Annotated in this window: 22 protein-coding genes; 6 read left to right on the top strand and 16 right to left on the bottom strand. The window is 38.5% G+C overall.

Features of this window, described 5'->3' with window-relative positions; translation table 11 throughout:
- The first annotated feature begins 396 nt into the window (after positions 1–396).
- Positions 397–1,539: a tetratricopeptide repeat protein gene (locus QNI22_RS04745; RefSeq protein ID WP_314509479.1), complete on the top strand. Its 1,143-nt coding sequence runs from the start codon at positions 397–399 to the stop codon at positions 1,537–1,539.
- Between the two features lie 70 nt (positions 1,540–1,609).
- Here the strand turns inward: QNI22_RS04745 and QNI22_RS04740 are convergent, their stop codons facing one another.
- From QNI22_RS04740 to QNI22_RS04730, 3 genes are all read right to left on the bottom strand, one after another.
- Complete coding sequence (locus tag QNI22_RS04740; protein ID WP_314509478.1) at positions 1,610–3,460, bottom strand: pseudouridine synthase; 1,851 nt, start codon at positions 3,458–3,460, stop codon at positions 1,610–1,612.
- 243 nt (positions 3,461–3,703) lie between these two features.
- Positions 3,704–4,309 (bottom strand): SMC-Scp complex subunit ScpB, encoded by a 606-nt coding sequence (gene scpB / locus QNI22_RS04735; protein ID WP_314509477.1) that lies wholly within the window; start codon positions 4,307–4,309, stop codon positions 3,704–3,706.
- 129 nt (positions 4,310–4,438) lie between these two features.
- The gene (locus QNI22_RS04730) at positions 4,439–4,828 is read right to left on the bottom strand and encodes a TraR/DksA family transcriptional regulator (RefSeq protein ID WP_314004391.1); all 390 of its coding nucleotides are present in this window, start codon (positions 4,826–4,828) and stop codon (positions 4,439–4,441) included.
- A 396-nt stretch (positions 4,829–5,224) separates the two neighbouring features.
- Between QNI22_RS04730 and QNI22_RS04725 the strand changes: the two genes are divergently transcribed.
- From QNI22_RS04725 to QNI22_RS04715, 3 genes are read left to right on the top strand one after another with little or no spacing between them, the layout of a single operon-like run.
- Positions 5,225–5,632 carry a phage holin family protein gene (locus QNI22_RS04725; protein WP_314509476.1) on the top strand — a complete coding sequence of 136 codons (408 nt, stop codon included), beginning with the start codon at positions 5,225–5,227 and terminating at the stop codon, positions 5,630–5,632.
- Positions 5,633–5,685: 53 nt separating this feature from the next.
- On the top strand, positions 5,686–6,075 hold the full coding sequence (locus QNI22_RS04720) for a hypothetical protein (RefSeq protein ID WP_314509475.1): 390 nt from the start codon (positions 5,686–5,688) through the stop codon (positions 6,073–6,075).
- Positions 6,041–6,805 (top strand): phosphoglycerol geranylgeranyltransferase, encoded by a 765-nt coding sequence (locus tag QNI22_RS04715; protein WP_314509474.1) that lies wholly within the window; start codon positions 6,041–6,043, stop codon positions 6,803–6,805. The genes QNI22_RS04720 and QNI22_RS04715 overlap by 35 nt, the downstream gene beginning before the upstream one ends.
- A gap of 88 nt (positions 6,806–6,893) precedes the next feature.
- On the opposite strand, the gene QNI22_RS04710 is transcribed toward QNI22_RS04715, so the two are convergent.
- The 5 genes from QNI22_RS04710 to QNI22_RS04690 form a co-directional block, all read right to left on the bottom strand.
- The gene (locus QNI22_RS04710) at positions 6,894–9,446 is read right to left on the bottom strand and encodes a phosphoenolpyruvate carboxylase (protein ID WP_314509473.1); all 2,553 of its coding nucleotides are present in this window, start codon (positions 9,444–9,446) and stop codon (positions 6,894–6,896) included.
- A 202-nt stretch (positions 9,447–9,648) separates the two neighbouring features.
- Positions 9,649–10,569 carry a helix-turn-helix domain-containing protein gene (locus QNI22_RS04705; RefSeq protein ID WP_314509472.1) on the bottom strand — a complete coding sequence of 307 codons (921 nt, stop codon included), beginning with the start codon at positions 10,567–10,569 and terminating at the stop codon, positions 9,649–9,651.
- Positions 10,570–10,751: 182 nt separating this feature from the next.
- Positions 10,752–11,891 carry an acyl-CoA dehydrogenase gene (locus QNI22_RS04700; protein WP_314509853.1) on the bottom strand — a complete coding sequence of 380 codons (1,140 nt, stop codon included), beginning with the start codon at positions 11,889–11,891 and terminating at the stop codon, positions 10,752–10,754.
- A 333-nt stretch (positions 11,892–12,224) separates the two neighbouring features.
- Entirely contained in the window at positions 12,225–13,457 is a 1,233-nt protein-coding gene (gene chrA / locus QNI22_RS04695) for a chromate efflux transporter (protein WP_314509471.1), read from the bottom strand.
- A gap of 68 nt (positions 13,458–13,525) precedes the next feature.
- Complete coding sequence (locus QNI22_RS04690; protein WP_314509470.1) at positions 13,526–14,500, bottom strand: isopenicillin N synthase family dioxygenase; 975 nt, start codon at positions 14,498–14,500, stop codon at positions 13,526–13,528.
- Between the two features lie 404 nt (positions 14,501–14,904).
- Between QNI22_RS04690 and QNI22_RS04685 the strand changes: the two genes are divergently transcribed.
- A complete protein-coding gene (locus tag QNI22_RS04685; protein ID WP_314509469.1) occupies positions 14,905–15,621 on the top strand; it encodes a superoxide dismutase in 717 nt (238 codons plus the stop codon).
- 63 nt (positions 15,622–15,684) lie between these two features.
- Here the strand turns inward: QNI22_RS04685 and QNI22_RS04680 are convergent, their stop codons facing one another.
- From QNI22_RS04680 to QNI22_RS04665, 4 genes are all read right to left on the bottom strand, one after another.
- Entirely contained in the window at positions 15,685–16,284 is a 600-nt protein-coding gene (locus QNI22_RS04680; protein WP_314509468.1) for a DUF3109 family protein, read from the bottom strand.
- A 165-nt stretch (positions 16,285–16,449) separates the two neighbouring features.
- Positions 16,450–17,148 (bottom strand): hypothetical protein, encoded by a 699-nt coding sequence (locus QNI22_RS04675; RefSeq protein WP_314509467.1) that lies wholly within the window; start codon positions 17,146–17,148, stop codon positions 16,450–16,452.
- A 194-nt stretch (positions 17,149–17,342) separates the two neighbouring features.
- Positions 17,343–19,181 carry a glutamine--fructose-6-phosphate transaminase (isomerizing) gene (gene glmS / locus QNI22_RS04670; protein WP_314509466.1) on the bottom strand — a complete coding sequence of 613 codons (1,839 nt, stop codon included), beginning with the start codon at positions 19,179–19,181 and terminating at the stop codon, positions 17,343–17,345.
- Between the two features lie 263 nt (positions 19,182–19,444).
- Positions 19,445–19,765 carry a hypothetical protein gene (locus QNI22_RS04665; RefSeq protein WP_314509465.1) on the bottom strand — a complete coding sequence of 107 codons (321 nt, stop codon included), beginning with the start codon at positions 19,763–19,765 and terminating at the stop codon, positions 19,445–19,447.
- A 320-nt stretch (positions 19,766–20,085) separates the two neighbouring features.
- Here QNI22_RS04665 and QNI22_RS04660 point away from each other — a divergent pair, with 320 nt between their 5' ends.
- Positions 20,086–20,385: a hypothetical protein gene (locus QNI22_RS04660; RefSeq protein WP_314509464.1), complete on the top strand. Its 300-nt coding sequence runs from the start codon at positions 20,086–20,088 to the stop codon at positions 20,383–20,385.
- Positions 20,386–20,589: 204 nt separating this feature from the next.
- On the opposite strand, the gene QNI22_RS04655 is transcribed toward QNI22_RS04660, so the two are convergent.
- The 4 genes from QNI22_RS04655 to fucP form a co-directional block, all read right to left on the bottom strand.
- Positions 20,590–21,195: a phosphorylase family protein gene (locus QNI22_RS04655; RefSeq protein ID WP_314509463.1), complete on the bottom strand. Its 606-nt coding sequence runs from the start codon at positions 21,193–21,195 to the stop codon at positions 20,590–20,592.
- 633 nt (positions 21,196–21,828) lie between these two features.
- A complete protein-coding gene (locus QNI22_RS04650; RefSeq protein WP_314509462.1) occupies positions 21,829–22,854 on the bottom strand; it encodes a zinc-binding alcohol dehydrogenase family protein in 1,026 nt (341 codons plus the stop codon).
- A 73-nt stretch (positions 22,855–22,927) separates the two neighbouring features.
- A complete protein-coding gene (locus tag QNI22_RS04645) occupies positions 22,928–23,716 on the bottom strand; it encodes an L-fucose dehydrogenase (protein ID WP_314509461.1) in 789 nt (262 codons plus the stop codon).
- A 135-nt stretch (positions 23,717–23,851) separates the two neighbouring features.
- Complete coding sequence (fucP, locus tag QNI22_RS04640) at positions 23,852–25,162, bottom strand: L-fucose:H+ symporter permease (RefSeq protein ID WP_314509460.1); 1,311 nt, start codon at positions 25,160–25,162, stop codon at positions 23,852–23,854.
- Positions 25,163–25,211: the final 49 nt, after the last annotated feature.

The following is a 25,211-nucleotide window of genomic DNA, read 5'->3' as shown; positions in this document are numbered from 1 at the left end:
GATTATTAGTATAAGCAGGTTCTTTTCTAGGAAATATGCCATTCGAGAGAATCTTGAACCTGCCTGCTATTTGCAAAATTAAATAAAAATTTCGTTTACCTCTATAAAACTTTTCCTCTTATTCTTTTTAATGACGAACAAAAATATGGCTACTCTGCTGGGCTATATTGATTTGTTGTTTGTTTTTTGTGCGTTAAGTTGTTGTTTATGAATGGTTTGTGTTATGTTATTGTGTGGTTTGCCAAATTGTTTTTAACAGCTGTGAAGTGATTGGTTTGTTTTGCGAACATTTTGTTTCTGAAACCTGTTGATGTAAGGTTGCTTACACCCGTTCTTTTTCTCAACTTTGTAAAAGAAAATATATTAATCAGTACTAGTTGTGCTATTATCCAGAAAATGAAAGAAATGTCTACATATGGGAAGATCGGAAGATGGCTTGGATATATTATCTTACTGAGTGCCTGTCGTCCGGCAGAGCAGAAAGAGCTGAAGATACCTCCATTGCCTAATGGAGAACAGGCTGTTATACAAACCAGTCTGGCTGCCTTGACAGATGCGATAGAAGATGAGCCTCGTAATGGCAGTTATTATTTCAGGAGAGCGGCTTTATATGAACAGGCACATCGGTATGGTGAGTCACTGCAGGATATTAACAAGGCTATTGAATACCGAAGCACCAATGAAGCCTATGGACGTTATTATGTATTGCGCGGACGTATTTATCTGTTGCAAAACAAGATAGACCAGGCTTATGCGGATGCAATACAATCTGAAAAGCTTGGTGCCCAGTCAGCAGCTGCTTATTTACTTCGCGGTCAATTGTATGCCATCAAAGGAAAGTATACAAATGCAATGAATGCATTAAAAGAAGCCAAACAGATGACACCTTTTGATCCTCAGGTATATTATTGGGAGGCTAATGCGTTGGCAGGATTAGGAGATACAGCACAGGCTATTTCACTATTTCATACAACTTTACAGACCCGCAAAGATTATATCCAGGCATATAATCGATTGACTGAGATCTATGCAAAGCAGAAGGATTTCGTAACTGCCAAACAATATGCCTATGCAGGATTGAAAATAGATTCAAATAATGTACTGATCAATAATAATCTTGGATCAATTTATAGGCTATCCAAGCAAACAGACAGTGCTGTCTATTGTTTTCAAAGATCTTTGAAACGAGATACCTCACAACATAATCTGAATTATGAATTGGGCAGAATATTCTTTGAAAAGAAAAATTACTGGACTGCTACTCCTTATTTTGAGAAGCTAACTACACGATTTGTCAAGTATCCGGATGTACCGGAATTGCTGGCTGTTTGCTATGATCTTACCGGGCAGGAGCGTATTAAGATGGAATCATTACAAGCTGTATTAGCTGTAGATAGCACAGATAAAAAAACTATCCTCTTGTATGATGCACTCAATCGGCGGATTACTTATCGACGCCGGCAGATGGTTATGGATTCTCTGGCAACGAAAAAGCAACAGATTATTAATATTGCCCCTGTTGAAATAAGGAGAAGATAATAACATACAACTTGTTCAAATTGCTGCACAAAGAAAAAGCCATCTGTAAATCAGATGGCTTTTTCTTTAATTAAACAAAATATTTTAAGCGAATTACTTCTTTCTCAGAAAGATAGCGCCAGTGACCACGTGGAAGGTCCTTTTTCGTCAACCCTGCATATGTCGTTCTATCCAGTTTTACAACTTTATAACCCAGATGTTCAAAAATACGGCGAACAATTCGGTTACGTCCCAGATGAAGCGCAATTCCTATAAATTTTCTGTCAGGAGAGACTATTGCCAGATCATCTACTTTGGCTACACCATCTTCCAACTCTACACCATCAATGATTGCCTGATAATCTTCAGGTGTAATAGGGCGGTCAATTTCTACCTCATATAGTTTCTGAATCTCATTGGATGGATGAGATAGTTTTTCAGCCAGTTCTCCATCATTGGTAAGTACCAGGAGACCTGTAGTATTTCTATCAAGTCGGCCTACTGGATAAATACGTTCCTGGCAGGCATTACTTACCAGTTCCATTACCGTTTTGCGTTCTTCCGGATCTTCAGTGGTAGTAATATAGTCTTTAGGTTTGTTCAAGAGTACATATACCATTTTTTCACGGCTCAATGTACGATTGCCATATTTTACAATATCACCTGGTTTTACCTTATAGCCAAGTTCATTTACTACCTTGCCGTTAACCTTAATTTCTCCGGATTCAATCAATACATCCGCTTCACGACGTGAACAAATTCCTGCATTGGCAATATAGCGGTTTAACCGAATATCAGCATCATCAGGTATTGAATCCTGTTTGGTCTTGCTCTTGCTTTTTCCGCGTCCTTTATTTCTTTTATCGAATCCTTTTAAATCGTATTCTGGAGGAGTTTGTTTTTTTCCTTCAAATGCATAGGCTCCTGTATCCTCTTGATCTTCTTTAGGTGCACGATATTTCTGTCCTGTAAATCGTTCATTCCGATTATCTGTTTTATTGGTCTTACGGAATGGCTTTTGTTCGGATTTATCAGAAAAATTATCTCTTTTTTGACGTTCAGACTTTATCTCTTCGGAAGAAATATCCTTATTAAAGGATTTACGTCTGTCTGAGCCGCCAAAAGCACCTGTTTTCTTAGATCCGTATGGTTTCTTATCTGTTTTATCAAATGTGTTTCTATCTCTTCTGTCATCAGATCTTTCATCTGAGCGATATACTTTTTTGAAGGGCTTATCTGATCTGTCAAATGATTTTCTCTCACGGTCAAACGGTTTATCTGACTTGTCAAACGATCTTTTTTCCCGATTAAAAGGTTTGTCTGAACGATCGAATGATTTTTTCTCACGATTGAAAGGTCTGTCAGAGTTAGATGGGCGATCAAACGACTTTTTCTCATCGCTGAACGGTTTATCTGACTTGTTAAATGCTCTTTTTTCCCGATTGAAGGGCTTATCTGATTTGAAAGAGCGGTCAAATGATTTATCTGATCTATCAAAAGATTTCTTATCCCGGTTGAAAGGTTTGTCTGAACGGTCGAATGATTTTTTCTCGCGGTTAAAGGGCTTGTCTGAGTTGAAAGATCTTTCTGATTCTCCTTCGTTACGTTTGCGAAAATTGGATGGTTTTTTACCAAACTCTTTTTTCTCTTCTCCTCTACGAAATGAGCTTTTGCGATTATCATCGCCTTCTTCACTTTTACGAAAAGATTTTTTGAAAGGCTTGTCGTTGCTAAAATTGCTTGAGGAACGACGGTCTTTAAAGGAAGAACCGCCTGTTGATTTACGTTTGTCTGAAAACTCGGTTCTTTTGCCAAAAGATTGTTGTCCTTCCTCATTTGAATTGCGGTTGGAAGTAGACTTTCTGTTGGAAAACGATTTAGAAGGGCGATTGTCATTCTTCTGGGATCTAAAAGACCCCGATGCATTCTCTTTTTTTCTCATGTGCATGCAGTATCACTACTGTATTAAACTAAATGAATGTACTTGATAGTATTCTATTGTATGGTAAGAAACAGAATAGCCTGTTTCTATTCGAAAATTTTCGCAAGTTACGACTTTTATTCTGATAAAATGTTTTTTCGTTTATTTATGCTGTTAAAATAAATAGATAGAAGACGGAAATAGTACTAACATGGTGTATTCTAGCCATCTATATTTCATAGTAATCAGGTGCAATAGCAACTATTATTTTGCAGAGTCGTCTTTTGTGTGATCTGGTGTCTGGAGCTGGGCTGCAATTTCCGGATTTATTTCGTTTTCAGTAGTTACAAAATCTTTAGGTTGAGGAAGATCCCGCATGCTTTGAATTCCAAAATATTCCATAAATTTTTTGCTTGTTCCATATAAGAGTGGGCGTCCCAAGGTTTCTGCCTTTCCCATTATTTCAATAAGTTCTTTGTCGAGTAGCTTCTGAATGGCATAGTCACAGTTGACCCCCCGTATGTGTTCTAGCTCGGTTTTGGTGATAGGTTGTTTGTAAGCGATTATAGCTACTGTCTCCAGTGCGGCAGTTGATAATCGTTTCTTTGCGGATTGTTTTAGCAATATACCAATACTGGCCTGGTAGGCGGGTTTAGTAAGAAACTGATACCCTTCTGCAATGTGATAGATACCAAATGTATATTCATCTGATTGATACTTGTGAAGCAGATCCTGAATGGCATTTTCGATGTCTTCCTTCGGAATATTTGCCTCAAACATTTCTGATAAACATTGTTGTATATCTACTACCTTAATAGGTTGTGCCGAGCAGAAGATCAATGCTTCAACATGGTTTTGCAGAAAGTTCACAGTGGAATATATTTAGTTTGATACCTATACTACAAAGATACGAAGCATCTTTGGAAAAACACAAGGCTTACTATGTTCACAAAAGCGATTGTGAGCATAGTAAGCCTTGCAAGATCAATAACGTATAGGTTAGTTGGATTTTCTCAGTTTCGCTTCAATAGAATGAAGTGTATGAGGAACAGCACGGAGACGTTCTTTTGGAATAAGTCTTCCTGTATCAACACATACGCCATAGGTACCATTCTTGATACGAATCATGGCATTTTCAAGTTGTTGAATAAATTTTTGTTGTCTTGCTGCTAATTGGCTCAGGCTTTCTCTCTCCATTGAATCAGCCCCATCTTCCAGGAGTTTGGAACTTCCTGTTGTGTTGTCTGTTCCGCTGTCATTTCGCTTACTAAGCTGATCTTTGATATAATTCAGCTCATTACGAGCCAAGTCCAGCTTTTGAGAAATGATACCTTCAAATTCTCTCAACTCGTCTTCTGAGTAGCGCATTTTTTCTTCGGCGTTGTTCATAGGGCTGCTCGTTGCTTTTTTATATGGAAGATAATTGTAGTTTAGATACTTAATAGGCAGCTGGCCAACTAAATTTTGCGCGAATTTACACTTTTTTACTAAAAAATAAAATTGTTTTTTTTCTTACAAGCACAATACTTTTTGCGCATCAGATGCTTTGAATAAGCATTTTTATAATGGCAGCTTGGGTCATAACTGTTTTTATGTATAATTTTTTTCAAATCTCAATTATAGTCCTATCACGCTTCATATTATCGGATTGGATTTGAATAAGAATTGTTGCATTTTTGGCGCAATTCTTACATTGATACGCTTTTTCTATATAAGGTAAACGCCAATGGAAAGAATATCTTGGAGCGAAGGGTAAAACGTGTGTAATCTTATTATGCTTTAAAGATGGCAATTGACAAAATTCTGGAAAACGTACTTCGGTATATTGAGTCTCGTTTTGAGTTATTTAAGCTTGAAATAGAGGAATCTGTTTCAATTGCTTTAGTCAGATTGATTCAGGGATTGATAATTGGTATATTAGGCGTATTTGTGTTATTATTTTTTAGTTGGGGTGTTGCAAATGCATTAAATGTCTGGTTAAATAGTACATTTGTGGGGTATTTTCTAGTAGGAGGGATCTATCTGATTTTAATGTTGGCTATTCTTTCCAGATCTGGTGAAGAGAAACTGAAACAAAAGATTGAAGGAAAAGTATCTGGAATGTTTGATAAGCAGAAGAAAAAGATAGATACGGAGGGAAATACCGAAGCGATGCTGGAAAATGATGTATACAGAAATAACTCTGAGATATAGAACTTTCACATATAATGGATTAACCATTTTAAAACTTTTTATTATTGGGTATTATGACTACAAAATCAAGTATCGCTGACCGAAAAGCTTCTTTAAATCGGGCTACAGAAAAATATAAAAAAGCAATAGAAAACCAGGTAGGTGATTTAAAGGCTAATGCAGGAAAGATAGGGAAGAATGCCTTAATTATTGGAGGTACATTAGTGGCTGGTTATCTGATTGTAAGAGTGCTTGTAGGCAAAGATAAAACCACACAGCTATCATTTGAAAAAGAAGAACGTAACCTACCCGCTGCACCTGTAAAACGTGAATCTGCCATTGTAAGTTTGATCAAACAACAAATTGCGCTATTTTTGATCGCGATTGCGAAAGAGAAACTTTTTCAGGCAATCGAGCAACTAAGAAAAAATGACACCCAGCGTACTAGAGAAACTCATTCATAACAGGAAGACAAACAAGAAAGCATTTGCAGTTTTGATTGATCCGGATAAAACAGATGCGGTGCACTGCCATACGCTGATCCGGAGTGCAATCGAAAATCGTGTAGATTTTTTCTTTATTGGGGGAAGCTTAATTGTAGGTGGGGGAATGAATCTACTCATTCGAAGTATAAAAGAACATTCTTCTATCCCTGTTGTATTGTTTCCCGGAAGTAATCTGCATATTGACCCGTCAGCTGATGCTATTTTGTTTCTATCTTTGATATCCGGACGAAATCCTGATTACCTGATTGGACAACATGTAATTGCCGCTCCAATTCTGAAAAAAAGTCAGCTGGAAATATTGTCCACCGGGTATATGCTGATTGATAGTGGAAAACAAACGACAGTCTCTTATATTAGTAATACGACACCTATTCCCTATGACAAGCCGGATGTGGCCGCTTGTACTGCTATGGCGGGAGAAATGCTGGGAATGAAATTAATCTACCTTGACTCTGGAAGTGGCGCACAAAAAACAGCTTCCCCTCAGATGATTGCTACAGTTCGGCGTTCGGTGGATGTACCTATCATAGTAGGAGGGGGTATTACGTCTGCTGCTCAGGCTGTTGAAAGTTTGCAGGCAGGAGCTGATCTGATTGTGGTTGGCAATGGTATCGAAAGAAATCCTGATTTGCTTCCCGAAATAGCTGCTCAGGTACAGGCTTTAAATCAAGCTGCCATCGTTGAATAATCGGTTTTTAAAAGATATTTTGTTGAGTACTAGAAACAAAAATGTCCTTTCTATATAGAAAGGACATTTTTGTTTTGGATGGATTACTTTATGCTGAGTTTCTGGCCGCATTAATAATACCAAACATTGCACGTATAATCAGCTTATTGTATGCTTCTGTCTGTTCTGTACTTTTGGTTGTGTCTGTATTGAGCATTTGTAACGCATATTGTTGTATAATAATCAAAGGCAATACAACCCGTTCCCTAACTGTAATGGATTGTCTAGTAATGGGGTTGCTTTCCAGCAAAGTCGAAGACTGTGATATTTCTAACAACAGGTTGTAGGTACGTTGAAACTCTTCCTCCATCTTATGCCAGAGTTCTCCATAGGTAGGATCATCTGCCATATATTTGGTTACCGCATAATTAGATTTTGACAAGGACTGCATTGAGTTTTCTATCAGCGTTCTGAAAAACAGAGAGTGCTCATAGAGTTTTAACATCGCCTCTGTCTTACCTTCTTTCTTCAGTTTCTCTATTGCTGTTCCAAACCCATAGAATCCTGGTACGTTTTGTTTCATTTGTGCCCAGGAACCTACAAACGGAATAGCTCTCAGATCTTCAAAACGTAAGGCATCTCCCTGACCTCGTTTGGTTGGACGACTTCCTATATTGGTTTGGCCATAAAACCGGAGTGGTGTCATTTTATCCAGATAGGGGACAAATGTTGGATGATTCTTCAAATCAAGGTATGAATGATAAGAAATCTCCGCCATTTCTTCCAGTAAGCCTTTTTCTTCGTCGCTAAGATCTTGTTCTGTGTCCTTGAATAAGTGATTTTCGAGTCCCGCTGTAAACAATTTTCCCAGATTATGCATAGCAGTAGCTACAGTGCCGTAATTGGAACTAATTGTCTGGCCTTGTATGGTCAACTGGATTTCTTTGTCTTCAATTCCTTTGCCTAGCGACGCATAGAAGTTGTGGTTATTTCCACCACCACGTCCTGGAGGGCCTCCTCTTCCGTCAAAGAAGGTCACTTTGATACCATATTGACGCGACATACGAGTTAGTTCTTCTTTTGCCTGATAAATAGACCAGTTAGCACGTAAGTAGCCTCCGTCTTTTGTTCCATCAGAGAAGCCTACCATAATTGTCTGCTGATTTCCTCTATTGGTAAGGTGCTGACGGTAGTAGGGGTGCTGATACAGGAATTCCATAATACCTCCTGCATTTGCCAGATCTCCAACAGTTTCAAATAATGGTACAATATCTACTGGAATAGAATCTGTCTGATGAATGGTTTTTATCAAAGAGAGAACTTCTATTACATTTAAGGCAGTGTTGCAATTGCTGATGACATATCGATGACAACCTGCTTCTCCATTTAACTGCTGAATTTCCTGAATAGTACGAATAGAGCCAATGATGTCTTTGCTGGTTTCATCTTTGACATCTTCTGGTTGGGGGGTAATCTGTAAAGAAAGAAGATAGTCAATCTTCTGTGCTTCATTCAATTGTTCGTATTCTTTGAGTTTTCCCTGAGCTGCAATCAGTTCGTTCCAGGCTGCTGCATGCTTTCTGCTGTCTTGTCTTACATCCAGGCTTGCAAAATAGAAGCCAAACAAACGTACTTTAAAGATAAACTCATCCAACAAATCGAGGAAGAGCCCATCATGTTGTTGAATAAGAATCTGACGGGCTTCTGAAAGGTCGGCCAGAAGTTCTTCTGCTGAATTATATTTTTCCTCTTCCGGATAGTAAATGCTATTATTAATTTTTTCTTCTGCCAGTGCAATAAGCCTTTCGACTCCATTGAATGTAAATCGTCTTTTCAGAAGGCGTATATCTCTGTAATAACAACGTAAAACAGTTCGTCGAAGGTGTTGAGAAACCTTTAAGGTTATATCTGGAGTAACAAAAGGATTGCCATCACGATCTCCACCAGGCCAGAATCCCAGCCTTATCAGCTGATTATGAGGCCAGTCATATACACTAAAACGCAAACCTCTGATTAATTTGAGTAAAATTCGTGGGATTGCATAGTAAAAAACACTTTCCAGAAACCAGCTTAAACTTACAGCTTCATCAAATGGGGTTGGTTTTTCCTGATTAATGAAGCCTGTTTTTCCCAGTTGGAGCAATAAATTATTGATTTCTCCAAAGTCATTACTACGAATGGCCCTTTCCAGTTCATTAATGATAGTGAGTACTTTTCCGGGATAGAACTGAGTAGGATGAGCTGTTAATACAATCCGTACACAATAATCAGAAAGTTTTTCCAGGAGTTTCTCCCGGATAGCCGTGTTATCTATGCGGTTCAGTAGATGGTTGATAGATCCTTTTCCTTCTCTATCATGAATTTGGTCGAATGCCGCATCTTCAACAGAATCAAATAAAACTACTTGTCGTTCAATATATTGAATAAAGTTGAAAAGTAGACTTATCTGTTCTTTATGAGAGGATCCTTCCAGAAATTCATCAAAGAAATGTTCAATAATCTCTTTGGGGCTTTGTTCTTTAGTAAGACCTTCTTCACTTTGCTGTATAAGAAGAGGGAGTAATGTGCCTGTCCGAAATATATTCCGGAAGGGTAAACTCAAAAACAAGCTATTGAAGATATTGTATCGGGTAACTACAGCGTTCTGATATTGATCATTCATGGGTTGTAAGTATCAGGTAGAAATCCTGTATGGCTAGTGGGACTTACTCATAAAATATTCTTTTGTGCAAATGTAAAATATCAGGTTTATATTTTTTACAATAATTCAAATTAAAAATAAAAAAAGCCTTGGTATAATACCAAGGCCGTTGTAAGGAAGGTTTGTTAGGGTAAGAGCGGTATCTGTAAATAAGTAAAAACCCTTATATGTTCATCAGTGTTTCCCGGCGACGCATTTTACCTGCTGGAATACCAAACATCATTTTGAAACGGCGGCAGAAGTATGCAGTGTCTTTATACCCTACCTCGTGGCCAATCTCCCGAATACTTTTCTTGGTTGTACGCAGAAGTTTTACTGCCTGTTCCATGCGCTGATATTCAATGTAATCCTGAGGATTAATGCCTGTCAGCATTTTAAAATACTGCCCTACATAATCTTCTGATACATTGGCAACATTAGCTAATACCTTGTTAGATAGATCGCCTCCCAGATTTATCTTGATATGATTGAATATATCTATCAGGCGAGGATCTTTGAAATAAGTACTGTTGGTTGCCAGCTTTTCTACAAACATACGGTTTTTCAATATATACCGCACAATTTCCACTACAATTTCGTCTGTTTTTATTTGTGTTACCCGTTCTTTTCCTGGCAATTCCTGAAGTTGTTCAGCTACCAGCTCCTGAATAGTCCGAACAAGTTCAGGAACGCCAGAAATAATAAATGGAGGAATATCCAGTGATGCAAAGAAGTTTACGGAGTCAAATACTTTGGCTTCAAAACTAACCTGCGAAAAAGAATCACTCAGTGTTCCAATCCGGGCGATATCCCGATTGGCTGCAAAGTATTTTTCTTTATTGCTGACAAATTCTTCGTTAGTGATGGTAGTAGGATTAGATCCATATGTGATGCTTAGTAGCTTGCCTCCTGGAATAAATAAGATATCGCCTTCACTCACTTTTATATTATCAGGCCCGTAAGATAATGTACCTTGGTGTAGTAATATAATAGTATTTTCTACATCATAATAGTTTCTTACATGAATGGGTTGTAATAATTTAATGTTTTTGGCTTTTAAAAATTTAATGCCAAGAGATTCAATAATCTTGTTATAATCTTCCATACAGAGGTGCTTGGGTTGGAAAAATATGGATATATCGGTGAATAGTTGTATGAAAAAGGAATAATATACAAAAAAAGTTCGTGGTGCTCGCCTTTTTAATTTTGCACAATTCTACGAAAGAAACAATTTAAAAACAAATTGTAGTAATAAAATTGGCCAAAAGTAAGATAATGACTTATTTTCTATTTAAGAATATCCCGTGCGATTACAATTTTTTGTATTTCAGAGGTCCCTTCATAAATCTGCGTAATTTTTGCATCCCGCATAAGCCGTTCTACATGATATTCTTTCACATATCCATATCCACCATGCACCTGAACTGCTTCCACTGTTACGTCCATTGCAACCTGAGACGCATAGAGTTTGGCCATGGATGCTGCACGTGCAAAATCTGCGTGTTGATCTTTTAGATAGGCAGCTTTTAAACAAAGTAAGCGGGCTGCTTCAATCTGTGTTGCCATATCTGCCAACTTAAACTGAATTGCCTGATGCTCTGCAATAGGTTTCCCGAAAGCCTGACGTTGTTTGGCATATTCCACAGCTAACTCGTAGGCGCCTGATGCAATACCTAAGGCTTGAGAGGCAATACCAATACGCCCTCCACTTAGGGTTTGCATGGCAAATTTAAATCCAAATCCATCTTCTCCAATTCTGTTTTCCTTAGGAACTTTTACATCGGTAAACATCAAAGAATGTGTATCTGAACCTCTGATTCCTAATTTATTCTCTTTTTTACCTACTACAAATCCGGGCGATTCGCGTTCTACAATCAGTGCATTGATTCCTCTGTGCCCTTTTTCCGGATAGGTTTGGGCTATCACCAGATATACAGAAGCTGAACTGCCATTTGTAATCCAGTTTTTGGTGCCATTCAGTAAATAATAGTCACCCATGTCGACTGCTGTAGTACGTTGTGAAGTTGCATCTGAACCTGCTTCAGGTTCAGAGAGACAGAACGCACCTATAAGTTCGCCTGTAGCCAGAGGTATCAGGTATTTTTGTTTTTGTTCTTCTGTTCCAAATTTCTCTAGGCCCCAGCAGACCAACGAATTATTTACAGACATACATACTGATGCGGAAGCATCAATTTTGGAAATCTCTTCCATCGCTAATACATAGCTGATAGTATCCATACCTCCACCACCATATTGTTCACTAACCATCATACCCATAAATCCTAGTTCACCCATTTTGCGGATTTGTTCTTTGGGAAAAATCTGGTGTTCATCACGGTCTATAACTCCGGGCAAGAGTTCTGTACGTGCAAAATCTCTTGCTGCAGCCTGCACAGCCAGATGTTCTTCGGATAAGTGAAAACTGATAGGAGAGGAGATAAATGTATTTTCCATTAAAAAGTCTGATTTTTAGTAAATTGTATTTTGATGAAGGCTTTTAAAAATAATATTGGTTCTATACAACCATTTTCTTTGAGGCTAGTAGGCTTTTTCCGCTATATCTTCCTCAAATCTTCTAAGTATAGACCCTATATACCTTTAGTGATTCTCTTGTTTTGAAATAAATTATAAATAAAGTTCAATTTATCCGTCAAGTAGTCATAAATTTATAGCATATTTTTAACTTTACAAATAAAAAAGCGGAAATTGAATATTTCCGCTTTGTAGGGTCAGTTGCTTCAATATATATCTGAAACAGATCTATAAAATAAATCCTAGTAATAACCCTACTACTACAATAATAGGATGAGGTATTTTAGTGAAAGTAAGAAGCAAAAATGTAATAGCGATCACACTTATGTCAAGAATATTACCAGCTGATGGCTCAAACATAGGTATTACAGCAGACACAATTAATCCGGTTGAGGCGGCATTGATTCCTTCCAGAGAAGCTCGAACTACACGGTATTGCTTAAGCTGATTCCAGAAACGGTACACGAAGAATATCAAAAATGTACCAGGCAAAAATATACCGGCTGTAGCTGCCATACTGCCTATTAATTGTCCGGGTATGCCATAATCACGCATGGCAAGTGTACCAATAAAGGCGGTAAAGGCAAAAACAGGTCCTGGAACTGTCTGAGCAATAGCATAGCCGGACAGAAACTCTTCCTGAGTGAGATATTGTTTTTTCTTAAAGAGAACGAACTCTGTAAACATCAATGGGATTAGCACTTGTCCCCCTCCAAAAATCAGACTCCCATTTCGGTAAAAGTTCTCAAACAAACGTATAGGTAGCCAACGGGTGATACCACCTATGATGGCTGCCACTACTAGTATACCCAGCCAGAGCAAAAAGTTAGACCATTGAATCTGAAGAGGATCTTTGTGTTCCTGTCGTTCAAGTTTGTTGAACTGAACTGCTGTTGTAATACCCCCAATTAGCAAAACAATGGGTGGGATATAAGGGGACTGAAATATCAGACCTAATATAGCTGCTACAGAACCAATTCCTACACGCATTGCATTGGTAAAGACTTTACGACCAATCTGAAACCCAGCATAAATCATAAATCCCACTGCCATGGGTTGTATAAAGTGAGTAAAATCGAGCGAAATCTGATGCGCCTGTAAATAATTGATGGATAAAGCCGCAGCGGTCATAATAGCAACAGCTGGGGTAATCCATACGAATAAGGTGAGATATGCAAGATTAGGACCTCCGATTTTAAAGGCAATGGCAGTCAATGTTTGTGTAGAGGATGGGCCAGGAAGAATAGAGCACAGTGCAGTTAGTTCCATTAATTCTTCTTCTGTAACATAGGCTCTTTTTTTAACGAGCACTTCCAGATACAAGGCCAGATGGGCTTGAGGTCCTCCCATAGCCGTAATTGCTAATATAAATACATCCTTCAGAAAGATAAAATACCGTATTCTCCTGACTTTTTCATGGGGAGGAGTAGTAAGTTTCAGTGAAGGACGTATATCAAGCATTAGTAAGCGGCTCTAGTATTTAATTCAGTACAGCCAATAATATATATAGGTAGCTGTAATACAGATTGCTATTTCTTTTTCAAGCCCAGTTCAATAAGACGCTCATTAAGAAATTCGCCTGCTGTCATATCTGCAAACAATTTAGGATGTGCCTCATCAATGCAGGATGGCAAACAAGTCAGATCCATTTCCGAACGGGGGTGCATAAAGAATGGCATAGAGAACCGGGATGTTTTCATCTTTTCTTTAGGCGGATTTACAACCCGGTGTATTGTTGATTTCAGTTTGTTATTTGTAAGACGATCCAGCATATCACCAACATTGACAATCAATTGTTCAGGTAGGGCTGTAATTGGAATCCAGGCCCCATCCCGGCGGAGTACTTGTAATCCTTCTGCACTGGCTCCCATTAGTAGCGTAATGAGATTAATATCTCCATGAGCCGCGGCGCGTACAGCATCTGCTGGTACTTCATCTGGATTTTCAATAGGAAAGTAATGTATGGATCTCAGAATGCTATTTCCATTTTTTACTTTATCATCGAAATAGTGTTCATCCAGGCCTAGATACAAAGCAATAGCCTGTAACATGGTTATTCCTGTTTTTTCCAGCTGTTTATATACTGTAAGCCCTATTTCTTCCAGTTCCGGAAATTCATCCGGCCAGATGTTGGCAGGATATTCATCCTTAACAGGATCATTATCTGTTACATGCTGTCCTATATGATAAAACTCCTTTAAATCAGGCGTTTTGAAACCCTTGGCTGTCTCTTTACCTTTTCCTATATAACCTCTTTGACCATGAAGTTCCGGAAATTCATACTTCTTTTTCAATTCATCTGCTGAATAGAAGAATTTCTGAAATGTATCATACAATTTAGTTGAGAGTTCTTCTGTCAAATAGTGGTTACGAATGGCAACAAAACCAATAGCATTGTATGCTGCACCCAGATCTGCAACAAATTTTGCTTTGCGCACAGGATCGCCGGATGTAAAATCAGACAGATCTAGTGAGGGGATTTCCGAATAAAGGATTTCGTTCATTTGAAAAATGAATTAGGTTTTGTTTGTTGTGTCGAAAATAACGGATAGTCAGTTAGATACAGAAATTGTACTATGGGTTTTCTCAACGGGTTATACTTTATTGGGAATCATAATTCCATATATTCAGTTTTCTGTAATTACAGTGCGCGGAATAGAGCCTGTATATAACAGTAGCTATCTTTTCGCAAAGTAATAAAGATTTTATGAATGAAAGAATGATTTATTGCAGGAAATCCGATAGCTTTGGCAAGTTTCTGAAGATTTTTAGTGCTCTTGGTTTACTCTGTTATTCCATACGATGGCATGAAAATGGTAGTAGGTTTAATACAGGCTAATTATAAATAAATAATTGTATATACATACAAACTTTTGCCGTTTACACATCACTTTTAATGAAACAAACCATGAACAGACGTGTTTTTCTTTCCAATTCCGCACTACTTGGTTTTGCGGGTTTATTACTTCCAAAATCATTTTTTGTAGAGCCCAAAGAGATTTTTACATTGCCAGCTCTTCCTTATGGATTTGATGCATTGGAGCCACATATAGATAAGTTGACCATGGAGATACACCATGACAAGCATCACAAAACCTATGTTGACAATCTGAACAAAGCGATTACTGGTACTCCTCTGGAAAAACAGAGTCTGGCAGATATTCTGGCAACAGCGAGCAAACATCCGGCTGCTGTTCGTAACAATGCAGGAGGGCACTACAACCATTCTATGTTCTGGTCTATTATGGCTGCTCCCAATACCAATAAACCTTCAGCTGAATTAACTGCAGCTATTGATAAAAAGTTTGGTAGCTTTGACAAGTTCAAGGAAGAGTTTAATAAAGCGGCTACAACTCGCTTTGGATCAGGTTGGGCATGGTTGATCGTTACGGCTAAAGGTGAACTGGCGGTGACTTCAACTCCTAATCAGGACAATCCATTGATGGACGTAGTTCCTGAAGCTGAAAGAGGATATCCTGTTTTTGGAATTGATGTATGGGAACATGCTTACTATCTCAAATACCAGAACAAACGGGCTGATTATGTAACTGGCTGGTGGAATGTACTGAACTGGAATGCCATTAACCAACGATATACAGAGGGTATAAAGTCAAAGAAGAAGTAATACCTTTGAGGCTATACAAAATAAAAATCCCGTATGAATACGGGATTTTTATTTTGAGAGTATTTACTTTCGTTTCTTCACTGGCATTGCTTTTTCTATTTCTCTATTCTGTACTTCCTGCTCCAGCTCTGAGTACCATGCTTCGCCATATTTGCGAATGAGTGGATTTTTAAGGAATTTGTATACAGGTACTTTAAGCGATTCTCCTAATTGACAGGCTGCATGGCATATTTGCCAGCGGTGATAGTTAATAGCATCCCACTGATCATATTTAGTGATGCGGATAGGGTATAAATGACAGGAAATAGGTTTGTGATAATCTATTTTACCATCCAGATGGGCCTGTTCTATGGCACATTTTAATACTCCTTTTGCATCATAAATAGCATAGGCGCATTCCCGGTTTCCAATAGTAGGAGTTGAGTAATCACCTTCAAAGTCTTTGATCCATTTGCCTTGCTCTTCGATGGCTTTTCGTCCTTCTTCACTCAGGTAAGGTGCAACTACAGGATAGATATTCTCAAGAATGGCTAATTCGTCCTCATCCAGAGGAGCCCCGAGATCTCCTTCTGTACAACAGGCACCTTTACATTTTTCCAGATCACAAACAAACTGTTTTTCAGCAACGTCATCGCTGATATAGGTATTTCCAACAACTAGCATCCGATTTGATTACAATTAATTTTTGCGTTTTAGAAGCTAACCTCATATCTCTAAAAAAAAGTTTAGACATAAGGATTTGCAAAGGTAGAGAAGTTCCAGAAGAAGACTACATAGATAGGAGAAATAAAATCATCCATTCTGACAGCAGATCAGAATGGATGACAGTTATTGAGCCAAGGAAAAGTCTTTTTTGCTGTCAGTAGCCGGAGCTTTATCTGCTGCAAGAGATGGGGCAGGTGTAAATTTGTTATTCTGCATGTTAAGTGTGCATTTTAACATTTGTTCCTTCTTCCATATTAGTTCAAACGGTTGTACATCAGATGGCATCTCAACAGCAAGTGCAAATGCCCGTTGTTCGGTACGAGGAGGTGCAGAACCTAATAACTGGTAATATATTTTAGCATTTCCTTCATTAATGCCTTGTTTCTGCTCCATGGCTATTTCTATCAGTGATGGAACAGTATAACATGGATATTCCTTATGGTCTGTCCCTACAATCCGGGCATAGAGAGGGGTTGTGTTTTCTACCTGTGCATTGAGTTCATAGGTGTTGGGATTGCGACGGGAAATCTCAAACAACAATACCTTATGACTGGGTTTAGGTTTGTAATTCTGGTCTGTACCTACACATTTCTGACAGGCAGACAGATGAACCTCTATCATACGATGAATTTTAATAGTCATCTTATCAGTTATGATCTTTCCTAACAAAATTTCTTCTGGAACAGCTGCAGGCACAGCTTCTGTAGGAATGGCTACTTTAGGCGGAATCTTTTTTCTTTTGCTTTTTACGTTTGTTTGAGCTGATAGTTCAAGCTGGTTTAGCCAAGAGGCTAGTAAAACAATAAGTATGGACGTTTTCATGACTTATTACCGTGAGCATGACGGCAATTGAATGAATAGATAACACCAATGTACAGGAAGTGGCTTGTGGTAATCTTATAATGAATAATGCTCAGAAATGACAGATCTTCAAACACAGAAGTACCTGTCTAAAAAGGAAAAGGAACGAAGTATAGTACTTTCGTTCCTTATAATCAAGCTTTTATGTAGTTATTTTACTCGACTGTAACAGATTTTGCCAGGTTTCTGGGTTGATCCACATTACAACCACGCATTACCGCTATATAATAGGAGAGTAATTGCAGCGGAATAACCGATAACAGTGGCATCAAAGCCTCATGAGTATGTGGAATCTCAATGATAAACTCAGCCATTTGAGAGATGAGTTTATCGTTTTCTGTCACTACTGCAATGACGCGTCCTTTGCGTGCCCTTACTTCCTGAATATTAGAGACGATTTTTTCATAACTACTGTCTTTGGTCGCAATAAAAACAACAGGCATTTCTTCGTCAATGAGAGCAATCGGACCATGTTTCATTTCTGCAGCCGGATAGCCTTCCGCATGTATATAGGAAATTTCTTTCAATTTCAGTGCCCCTTCAAGTGCTACAGGAAAGTTATATCCACGTCCCAGAAATAAAAAGTTACGCGCTTCTTTGAACAGATCGCTGATGTATTCGATCTGTTTGTGATTGCTCAGAATCTTCTCGATTTTTTCGGGAATTGTTTCCAGTTCTACCAGCAATTTACGATAGTCTGTTTCAGAAATAGTGCCTTTGGCTTTGGCCAGAATGATTCCCATCATAGTCAATACTACCACCTGAGCTGTGAATGCTTTGGTACTGGCTACCCCAATTTCCGGACCTGCATGGGTATATGCACCTGCATGAGTGGCACGAGGTATGGAAGAGCCAACTACATTGCAAACACCGAAGATTATAGCTCCCTTGGATTTGGCTAACTCAATAGCTGCCAGCGTATCAGCCGTTTCTCCGGATTGAGAAATAGCAATAACAACATCTCCTTCATTGATGATTGGATTTCGGTAACGAAATTCTGATGCATATTCTACTTCAACCGGAACACGGGCAAATTCCTCAAAGATATATTCAGCTACCAGACCGGCATGCCAGGAAGTCCCACATCCGATAATGATAATACGGCGTGCATGAATCATCTTATTTAGATATTCCCGTAAGCCGCCCAGTAACAAATGTCCGGTTGCTGAGTTGACACGGCCACGCATGCTGTCATGCACGGAACGGGGTTGTTCAAATATTTCTTTTAACATGAAATGTTCATATCCCCCTTTTTCGATAGACTCCAGTTCCATCTCCAGTGTATGAATATAAGGGGCAATAGACTCATCTTCAATGGTTTTGATTGTGAGACTATCTCTTGACAATACGGCAATTTCGTAGTCATCGAGATAAACTACATCATTGGTGTATTCCACAATAGGAGTAGCATCAGACGCAAGAAAATATTCTTTTTCTCCCACACCAATCACCAGCGGACTACCTTTTCGGGCTGCAAACAGTGTATTTGGGTGGTCTTTGGACATAATCACAATTGCATAGGCTCCGACTATTTCCTTCAGAGCTAGTCGGATCGCTTCTTCCAGTGAACAGTTGACTTTTTCCTGAACATGTTCAATAAAGTGAATGAATACTTCGGAATCTGTCTGGCTTTGAAATTCATGTCCATGATTGATCAGTTCCTGTTTCAGAGAACTATAGTTTTCAATGATACCATTGTGAATCATTGCCAGGTTCTTACTGAAAGAATAGTGAGGATGGGCATTGACATCATTAGGTTCTCCATGGGTAGCCCAGCGTGTATGACCAATACCAATGGTTCCATTTACATTGATGTCTGCCAGAAAGTCTTCCAGATCACTGACTTTACCCTTTTTCTTGTAAACGTTGAGGCTTTGTTCGTTTAACAGGGCAATCCCTGTACTATCATACCCTCTGTATTCCAGACGTTTTAATCCCTTAATCAGAATGGGATAGGCCTGTCTGTAGCCTGTGTATGCTACGATACCGCACATAATGAAAGTAGTAAGTTTTAGTAATTAAAAATGGAAAAGTTTAAAAAATGAGTTGTATTTCTATAAACGTAAACTGACTTAAAAGGATGCTTGAAATAGCAGGCCTTACAAAGCAAGCCAGGCTATTTACTGCCTATATGATACATACTCTGGATGTAAAGATATTCTTTTTCTGTGAACGTAGAGAGTTCGTTCCAAACAAGGGCTCAATAGAATGGGGTGATAAAGAAGATATTCAGGTGACTGAATACAAAAAAAGATGCCTACTTAACGTCTGATAAAACCGGAAGTAGCTTATTTAATGCGCCAATCCATGTACTGGATTTCACACAAATCTCTTTCTGTGTTTGTTGGTCAAAAACGGTAATGTGAACTTTTGTATAGAATAAAAATGAAGTTTCCTTTATTGTTTTTCTGGAATGAGATTGGCTTACCTTATAGCCAATCTCATTCAATACTTTAATTACATCTGGTTTCCGTTTGATAAAATGCCAATAGATCTTGTCCTGACGTATTCCTACAAATGTATAGTCAGTGTACAAATAGAATTGTAGATTATCTTTTAAAAATACTAAATGTGGCATAAAGCGTGAAAACAATGATTTTGAAGGTCAAAGCAAGAAAAAAGGAGAAAGAATTCCATAAATAACGCATTAAAAAAAGCTTAAAATTTGTCTGTTTAGACAATGAAATAAAACAGAGAAGAACTTTAGACAAGTTGTAAAGCCATAGATGGCTAATTTGTTGTATATCAGTGTGTTGTAAAGATAAAATACCCCGAAATGGGTATTGAAGGTTAAATCTGAAGAGCTTAATTTTGATAAGTTGTTGATAGTGAGCGTGTTTTGTGCGTAGGAACTCTGGCAAAAAGTAAATCAGAAGATAATTCAAGTCACCACTCTATATGAAAGTTACACTAAAATCTAATTTGCCACTGAGAAAAATCACAGTGGGTACACTGGCTGGTATTGTTACCGGAGGTATAGTCGCATGGATAGAAGAATCCCTACAGGTAAATGTTCCTGCAGGAGCGGCTGCCATTCTGGCTGTTGTAGTTTCATTCTGGGTATCTTATTCTATTCCATTATATAGTCACGAACTGATTACTTTAGAATTAGAAGATCTGGAACAGATACACCATTCTAAATATAGAGAAGTTGTTCTAGAAAAAGAAGAGATGGAAGAACCTTGTATGGATGGGTAAATTATTACTTTAGATGTTGTCTGATAACTTATTAATAAACAGTTGATTGTGGTGTGTTTTTTGAGATTAAATATAATATGTATAGTATTGATGAGATTTGACTTCTCCCACCTTGCTATATCTTTAGAACTAGCACTTCTATTACTAAGCTAAGTAAAAAAGATTTTTTACATTGATTGGGTAAATAGTGTAAATCTAGTGAGATTACGCTACTTCTATCTTTCCCTTTTTAATCTGAAGAATCTCGCCATACGCCACTGCTGCCTTATGTACCTGTACAGTCCAGTCATCAGCAGCGTTTTCGTTGGCGCCATCTGAGATATATTTCAGACATAGGAAAGGAATATTCTCTTTTTGTGCAATCATTGCTAGCGCATACGCTTCCATATCCACCACATTGTAATCAATAGCTAAGTGCCCCATTTCAAAGTTGTCACCAGTACCACAAATACCTTTTTTGAGTCCTTCCATTTCCAAGCCGTACGCTAAAATGGGTGGCAGGCCTGAGAGAGGTGTTTCATATTTTTGGAAACCTAACCCTCTTACATCCATATCACGCTGCACAAAATGTGTACAACAAATGACCTCGCCTTTTTGAAACTGAGCACTCCCAGCAGATCCCAGGTTGATAATCAATGCTGGCCTGTTTTTCTGAATAGCTTTGGTAAGCTCGTATGCTGCATTTACCTTACCAATACCTGTAATTACCTTGGTGTATCCATCAAATACTTCTGCAGCTTCAGAATCTAAAGCAAAGGTAAAAAGGACAGTATCTATAGAGAATACCTTGTGTTTATTAATTACAATCATTCGTGTTTGGTTTTAACAATCTCCTGTGATGGTAGCATGCACTATATCACAATCCCTGACATAGTTAATGTTATAGTATTTGACATAGTTAATGTTATAGTATTTGCTTGTATTATAGTAGTTTATCAGACAGCTTTGTGATCTTTTGCAGGTCTGCCTTTATCACAAATCGCTTTGTTTCCTCAAAAATATTCTTATTCTGTCAGTTAAACTATGTTGAAAGCAGGTTTCCTACTAAAAATCTTTGGATGTTTTTGCTGATAATTTGATATGCTTTCCATCGCTATCAAAATTTGGTGTTTTCTTATCCGGCTAATTTTTGGCCAAATTCTTTTTTTAGGAAAATGAGATCTGCGAAAAGTGTCACTACTGGTGGCAGATAAAGGACGGATGAAAACTGATTTTGTACATGTGCGCAATCTGGACTGAAACAGTATTGAGCTTTGGGAACCAAAAGATGAGTACACTTAGGATAACATAGATAGACATAGTTTATACAGCGATAATTTTTAACGTTATCGCTGTATTGGATGGGGTATTGGCTGAATTTTGCCTGTAAAGGATTGAGGTGTTATCAAGCAGATATTGTGTATAACAGGACCTTTATCTGGGAGAAATAATGTTAACTATAACTCATACTACAACCATTGCTTTAATCACATGTGATTCCGGGTTAAGCCATGTCTCAAAAACAGAAGGTAGCTCTTCAAATGCTGCCTGATGTGTGAGCCAGGCTTGTGTATTGATTTGACCACTTTCCATTTGTTGAATGATGTTTTTGAAATCTGAAGGCAGAGAGTTACGACTGGCAAAAAGTGTGACTTCCTTTCTATGAAAATCTGGATCGAAAAATGTTACATCTCCTTGAAAAAGACCTACATATACAAGTTTACCTCCAAATGCCAGATACGAAAAAGCCTTCATCATAGACTGAGAATTACCCGTTGCATCAAAAACAACGGTAGGCAATTTACCTCCCAGCGCTTTTCGCAAATCATTTGTGTTAAATTCAGTTGTGGCTGTAATGCTATAATCGGTATGCATGGCTTGTTTCGCAAACTCAAGGCGTTGCGTACTAAAATCCATAACTGCTACCTGAGCATTCTGAATTTTGGCAAACTGTATCACCGATAACCCAATAGGGCCAGCTCCAATAACCAGTACTATGTCGTTGGCTGAAACCTGGGCCCTTTGAACGGCATGGGCACCAATACCTAATGTTTCTACTAGAGCTAGTTGCTCATAACCTAACTGGGCTGAATGGTGCAGTTTATTGGCTGGAATTTTTACATACTCACACATGCCCCCATCTGTATGCACACCCATTACTTTGAGGTTTTCACAGCAGTTGGATTTGCCATTCTGACACGCCTGACAATGTCCACAATTCAGATAGGGTTCTACAGCAACTTTATTTCCTATATCAAGTTGCTTTGTGTCAACAGATTTTCCAAGAGCTACCACTTCAGCACCCAATTCATGTCCCAATACACGTGGATAGCTGAAGAAAGGTTGTTTTCCACGATAGGCATGATAGTCCGTTCCGCAGATTCCTATCCGATGTATACGAACCAAGGCTTCATTATCTGATAATACCTCATCAACATCCCGTGAGGTAAGATGTAATTCGCCAGGCTGATTTAAAACAATTGTTTTCACGGCTTTTGCAAAGAAATAAAATGATAAGGCAGCCAGTTCCACTATGCTTAAGGTAGAACTAGCTTGTGTAGTATTACATTTTCAGAATAGCTCTGTCCAGATGTACATATCCACCATCTACATGGATAAGTTGTCCGGTGGTATGGCTGGATACATCAGATAACAAGAATACTACCATATTGGCAATTTCTTCAGAGGTAGTCATCCGGTTCTCAAATGGTATACGGGCCTGTATTTCCTGAAGCGTTTCTTCCGGATTGGGCAGTGTTTTGATCCATTTCTCATACAAGGGCGTCCAGCATTCCGCTACAACCAGGGCGTTGACACGAATACCATATTTTAGTAACTCTACTGCCCATTCGCGTGTCAGTGCATTCCTACCACCATTGGAAGCCGCATAGGCAGATGTACCACCTTGTCCTGTTTCGGCTGTTTTGGATGAAATATTGACGATAGAGCCTTTAGACTCTTTCAGAGCTGGTAAAGCATGCTGAGCCATCAGGTAATAGTGAATCAGATTCCTGTGCAGTGATGCTACAAAATCTTCGTAATTCCCATTCTCCAGACTAACTCCATCATTTACACCAGCATTGTTAACCAGTCCATCGATTTTTCCAAACGCTGTCAGTACGGCCTCTACCGTTTTTTTGCATTCAGCAGGTTGTGTAAGTTCGGCTACTACCTGAAATGCTTTATGGCCTTTGGCTAACAGATCATTTAGTACCTGTAGGTTGTCTTCTTCGTTGCGACCTACAATAACAGGAACAGCTCCTTCATGAGCAAGAACCCGCACAATACCTTCTCCAATGCCTTTGGCTCCTCCTGTAACAATAATGACTTTGTCTTTTAAATGAAGATTCATACGGTTTTAAAAAATTGCGGAATAAAAATCCGAAAGTAGAAAATGATTGATAAATAATAAAGCAGGAAGTGTAACAATGACAACTATCTGTCTGCTTGTAACACATCCTGCTATAAATAGAGTATTATATATTTGTCAGGCTTTTACTTTGTGACCTTTCCAGCCGAAATAGAAAATAACAATAAAACACAGTAGAGGAACAATATACGCTGTCTGAATTGAACTTATATCAGAGATATGTCCCATAATAAGAGGGAAGATCGCTCCACCTACAATAGACATAATAAGCAGGGATGATCCCATTTTGGTTTCTTCTTTCAGCGACTGAATGCTGAGAGAGAAGATGGTTGGGAACATGATAGACATAAAGAACTCAACACCTATAAGGGCAAACAAAGAGATCATACCACCATAACTCACTACCACAGTCAATAAAATCAGGTTCATTACTGCATAGATCGTTAACAGACGCTGAGGTGCTATATATTTCATCAGAAAGGTACCTACAAAGCGACCCACCATAAAGACCAATAGAGCAGCTGATAAATAATCAGAGGCTTTTTGTTCTTCAATATGTGCTGTCTGATACAGATACCGGATAAAGAAACTAGATACACATACCTGTCCACCTACATAAAAGAACTGAGCTAAAACTCCCCACATCAGATGTTTGTGACGCCAGATGCTTTTCTTGCCTGATGATAAGTCAATTTCATGGTCATCTTCTTTAATCTCAGGCAATCGGGTACGATAGAGAATAATAGCAATACTTAATACAATAAAGCCAATAACTATATACGGAAGTTTTACCGAACTGGCTTCTTCTGTCAGAAAGGTGTTGAGTTGATCTGGAGACATTGTTGTTTTCTCTGCATCTGTCAGGTTTTTGCCTGATAGAATCAGACGTCCACCAATAAGGGCTCCCATGGATGCACCCAATCCATTAAATGACTGAGCCAGGTTGATGCGTTGAGAAGCTCCTTCTTTTTCTCCTAATACAGTAACATATGGGTTAGCAGCTGTTTCCAGAAAGGTAAGTCCACTGGCAATGATGAAAAGTGCAGTAAGGAAGAATCCGAAAATCCGAACATTGGCAGCTGGTACAAACAGGAATGCACCTATGGCAAATAGAATGAGTCCACCAATGATACCCGCTTTATACCCATATTTTTTCATTACTATACCTGCTGGAATAGCCATAGCAAAATAGCCTACAAAAAAGGCTGAATCAATCATGGCAGATTGAAAATCGGTAAGCTGGCAGGCTTTCTTCAAATGTGGAATCAAAATTGGATTAAGGTTGTGTGCAAATCCCCACATAAAGAAAAGAGTGGTCATTAGAATAAACGGAACCAGGTAGGTGTTGGTACTCGATTCTGAGAGAGTTTTGTTGGGTCGGCTGTTATCAGAAACAACGGCTGTGGGTGCATTCTGTTCTTTCCACATAAAGATTTCCAAGTGTTAATAATGATAAATAAGTGTCTACCTTTTGGTT

Origin of the sequence: Xanthocytophaga agilis (genome assembly GCF_030068605.1) — a bacterium.
GTDB classification, from domain to species: Bacteria; Bacteroidota; Bacteroidia; order Cytophagales; family 172606-1; genus Xanthocytophaga; species Xanthocytophaga agilis.
Note: the sequence above shows the minus strand (reverse complement) of the source record. Positions and strands in the feature narration are given on the sequence as shown.